Origin of the sequence: Streptomyces sp. WELS2 (assembly GCF_013870595.1) — a bacterium.
GTDB lineage: Bacteria > Actinomycetota > Actinomycetes > Streptomycetales > Streptomycetaceae > Streptomyces.
Window position 1 is genome coordinate 1 of sequence record NZ_JACBWZ010001089.1, and the last position, 1,797, is coordinate 1,797.

The window sequence follows — 1,797 nt, forward strand, 5'->3', positions numbered from 1 at the left end:
GCACCGTGTGGAGCAGCCGCAGGTACGCCTGGACGGCGGTGCGCTCACGATCGGTCGGTACGGCGGTGGGCATCGGTCGGCTCTCCCCGGGTAGGCGTCACGGTCACGCGCCCTGCGGCGCACATCCCCAGCTTGCCGCCCGCCACTGACAATCCCGTCCGGCTCGGCCCGCGTTCGCCCGCTCAGCGCAGGCGCGAGGAGGAAACGGCCGTCCCCGGGGCCGCCGTACGGCCCGTCACGGCGGGCGAGGACCCCGCCGTACGCTTCACGACTCGGGCCGCTTCACGCTCTCCAGGAGCATGTCCAGCCACTCCGCGACCTTGTCCCGGTGCTGATCGGTGGGCAACTGCGCGGCCCGCCAGGCGATTCCGCGCACCCCGTGGTCTTGTAGCAGCCGCTCCAGCGGGTCCTCCGCGGCCTCGACATCGGCCCGCTCCCGGTCCGCGAGCTTCTGCAGCAACTCCTGCTCGACTCGCTGTAACGCGCCCGCCAGCGCCTCGGGGTCCTCCGCGGTGAGGAAGCCGGCGTGCACCCGGAAGAAGCGCTGCAACGCGTCGCAGTGCTCCATGGTGGGCCGCCGGTCGCCGTTGATGAGGGCGCCGGCCTGCTGCCGGGACATGCCCGCGCCGTCGGCGATCTCCTGCTGGGTGTACCGGCGTCCGCCCGGTTTCAGCCGGGTACGGCGCAACAGGTCCAGGCGCTGCAGGAAACGGGCCTGCACGTCCGGCTCGCCGGCCGGCCGTCCGCTGAGCAGGGCCCTGACCACCGGCTCGGGCACCCCGCAGGCGATGGAGAGCCGCCCGACGTCGAAGACCTCGGCGTGCGGTACGCCGAGGCGGTCGGCGAGCGCGGTGACGCGGGCGACGACGGCCGGCAGCTGGGCGGTCGCCGAGGCGCCCGGATCCTCGTAGCCATCCGTCACCGACAGAACTCCTACGTCTCTAAAGAGGGCTTCAGGTGCGTCCGTGCTTCTCACGAGCGATCGCCGTGAACTTCCCGGAGAGTAGCCCGTGTCCGGAACCCACATCCAGGTGTCGCCACAACTGTGGCGAATTTCAGCCGTCAACCGGCACGAAATGCCACGATAGTTGACACGACTCTTGCCTGGGCAGCAGGATCGCATCGCCGCGTGAAAGGCCGCAGAGGCAAGAGGGGTGACCTCCCGATGGCACATCAGGCAGGAGGGCAGCGGCCGGCACCGCGGCCCGTCCCCGACACTTGCGACACCCAGGAGTACCTCCGGGACTACGGAGTGCTGCTGGAGTACATGTCGTGCCCGTCCCTGGTCGTCGACCACCAGTGGAACGTGGTCATGGCGAACCGGGCGTTCGAGGCGCTGTTCTGCGGCGTGAGCCCGCACCCGACGGCCATGCCGGGGGTGAACTTCCTGCGGTTCGTGCTGTTCCACCCGGACGCGGGCCGGATCCTCGGCGAGCACGAGGCGGCCTGGTGCCTGCCGCTGCTGGCCCAGCTGCGCACCGCGCTGGAGTCCCGCGCTCACGACCACGAACTCCAGGCCGTGCGGCGGGAGATCGCCCAGGACCCGATCATGGAGGCCGCCTACCGGCACGGTCTGCCGCACTGGATCCGCGCCGTCGGCGAGGCCGCGACCCGGCTCGACGGCGCCGTACGCCTGCTGCACCACCCGGACCCGCGCCACGGGCGCACCGAGTGCCGCATCGTGGAGGAGGCTCCGCAGCCGCTGCGGGAGCTGGGCTACCGGCGCCTGACGATGATCCTGCGCGAGCCCCGCCGCCCCACCGCCCCGGTACGCCGCCCCCGCCGGACCCGCGGTAC

Annotated in this window: 2 protein-coding genes; one reads left to right on the top strand and one right to left on the bottom strand. The window is 72.1% G+C overall.

All coding sequences use genetic code 11. The features are described from left to right. Positions 1-265 precede the first annotated feature (265 nt). Positions 266-922 carry a helix-turn-helix transcriptional regulator gene (locus H5J33_RS33920; RefSeq protein ID WP_181798509.1) on the bottom strand — a complete coding sequence of 219 codons (657 nt, stop codon included), beginning with the start codon at positions 920-922 and terminating at the stop codon, positions 266-268. Positions 923-1,165: 243 nt separating this feature from the next. On the opposite strand from H5J33_RS33920, the gene H5J33_RS33925 reads away from it, so the two are divergent. Continuing rightward, on the top strand, positions 1,166-1,797 hold a 632-nt coding region (locus tag H5J33_RS33925; protein WP_181798510.1), incomplete at its 3' end, for a hypothetical protein.